The 1,623-nt window shown below is 55.3% G+C and carries 3 protein-coding genes; 2 read left to right on the top strand and 1 reads right to left on the bottom strand.

The genetic code is table 11. From position 1 onward, the window contains the following. Positions 1 to 376, top strand: a 376-nt coding sequence (locus tag AC1DQP_RS20265) for a hypothetical protein (protein WP_478052399.1), incomplete at its 5' end; no start/stop codon positions are given. A gap of 8 nt (positions 377 to 384) precedes the next feature. On the opposite strand, the gene AC1DQP_RS20270 is transcribed toward AC1DQP_RS20265, so the two are convergent. After that, positions 385 to 708, bottom strand: a complete 324-nt coding sequence (locus AC1DQP_RS20270; protein ID WP_478052400.1) for a hypothetical protein — start codon at positions 706 to 708, stop codon at positions 385 to 387. A gap of 245 nt (positions 709 to 953) precedes the next feature. On the opposite strand from AC1DQP_RS20270, the gene AC1DQP_RS20275 reads away from it, so the two are divergent. Next, positions 954 to 1,283: a hypothetical protein gene (locus tag AC1DQP_RS20275; protein ID WP_478052401.1), complete on the top strand. Its 330-nt coding sequence runs from the start codon at positions 954 to 956 to the stop codon at positions 1,281 to 1,283. Positions 1,284 to 1,623: the final 340 nt, after the last annotated feature.

The raw sequence follows: 1,623 nt of genomic DNA on the forward strand, positions 1-1,623 counted from the left end.
GGCGCATAGAGAGCATGCGTTCGAGTCCACACGAGCGATTGCCAGTGCCAAGAAGGTGTTTCCGCCATTCGGGAAAATGTGCGGTCTACTAAGCAAAGAGTTCACTCACGTTGGAAGCTTGCACAAACAATTCACTCCGATACGTGCGTACGAAAAAGGCTACGAGCCTTTGGATCTAAGCATGCAGTTCATAACTAGCGCAGTGTGGATGTGCTACGTGACATGTGAGCTGGCGTTCTTGAATACGGTTGCAACACCACGCTATTGGGAAGAAGTTCCGGCGCCCTCTGCCGARCAAGTCGCCTATGCGTACAACCCGAGCGCCGCCGAAAAAACGTGGATGGAAACGTTTCTGGGACTGGCGGGTGCGCCCTAGCAATGCGTTCAAGCCGACGCCGCTTCGCGGCGCGGCTTAATTCTGGCGTTTAACGTCCGCTCCTGGCCGAAAGCGGACGTGCCGGCCCCAGAGAACGTTACCAGTAATGCTAGCTTCCACTCTCGACCCAAAGCGGCCATCGGCCTCGTCGGCGCGGAACCTAGCCTGGATCCGGTGGCATCGACTACGATCCGGACTTGGTCCAGGCCGGCCAGTTGCCGGGCCAGCTTGCGGATGCCCGCGGCGCTGTTGTCCACCAGCGTCACTCCCGCCCGTTCCTCGATGGCTACGTCCAAGGAGGCCTTGCCCACGTCGATGCCCGCTGCCATCATGGCTAATCCTCCGATAGAGTTGGCGGGTCGAGAGCATCGCGCCCAAGCCTACGCTTATCAGTTTGAGGGAAGCCTCGGCCAACTGTCCGGGCGCAGGGCACGAGCACCGGCATGCGGCCCCTGTTGAGTTACGGTGCTGCTACACCGAGGCGTTAGCGGGCGCGCATGCCGGGCTCTCGGCACCTGGGCTAGGGGAAAGGCAAGACATAAGGTGTTAGCAATCAACTTCAGGCAACAGGTGATCCGTGAAGAAAGCAGTTTGGCTATCCTACGATCTCGGCGTGAAAGGCGACTATGACTCGCTTTATGCTTACCTAGACAATCAGAAAGCTGTTGAATGCGGTGACAGTGTTGCGTTCTTCAATGTTGAATTCACGGGCACTGACAGCGATCTTGAGAAGAAGGTTAGAAAGGAAATCAAGGAGAGCGTGCGCCTCTCCAAGACAGATCGCATCTACATCGTTTACAGGCGGGAAGATAAGCGCGTCGGAGGAAAGTTCCTTTTCGGGAACAGGAAATCATCCCCATGGCAGGGGTACGGACACCAGGAGCCTATCGAAGATGATGGCTTCTAATGGCTAAGAMCATCATCGCTGATAGCGGATTCTGGATCGGCTTGTTCAACGCACGGGACGCTCATCATTCGTGTGCCTGTTCAATAGAGGAGTTCATTGAGGCCCACAGCATTGTCATCCCTTGGCCATCGCTGTATGAAACGTTGAATACGCGCCTTATGCGCAGGCAATCTGACAAAGATCGCTTCAATGCCTACCTAAAGCGGGATTCGACTGTTCTCCTAGAGGACGCAAAGTACAAGAAGACCTCATTGAGGTACGTGCTTGACCAGCGGGGCACTAGTTACAGCCTGGTTGATCATGTGATTAGGAGCATGCTTGAAGATTCAAGTATTAAGGT

It is taken from the genome of Stenotrophomonas sp. P5_A8 (assembly GCF_056400545.1).

What these genes read in the sequence shown, in the direction of transcription:
- AC1DQP_RS20270 (WP_478052400.1), bottom strand. Translation starts at nt 708, where the DNA reads ATGATGGCAGCGGGCATCGACGTGGGCAAGGCCTCCTTGGACGTAGCC.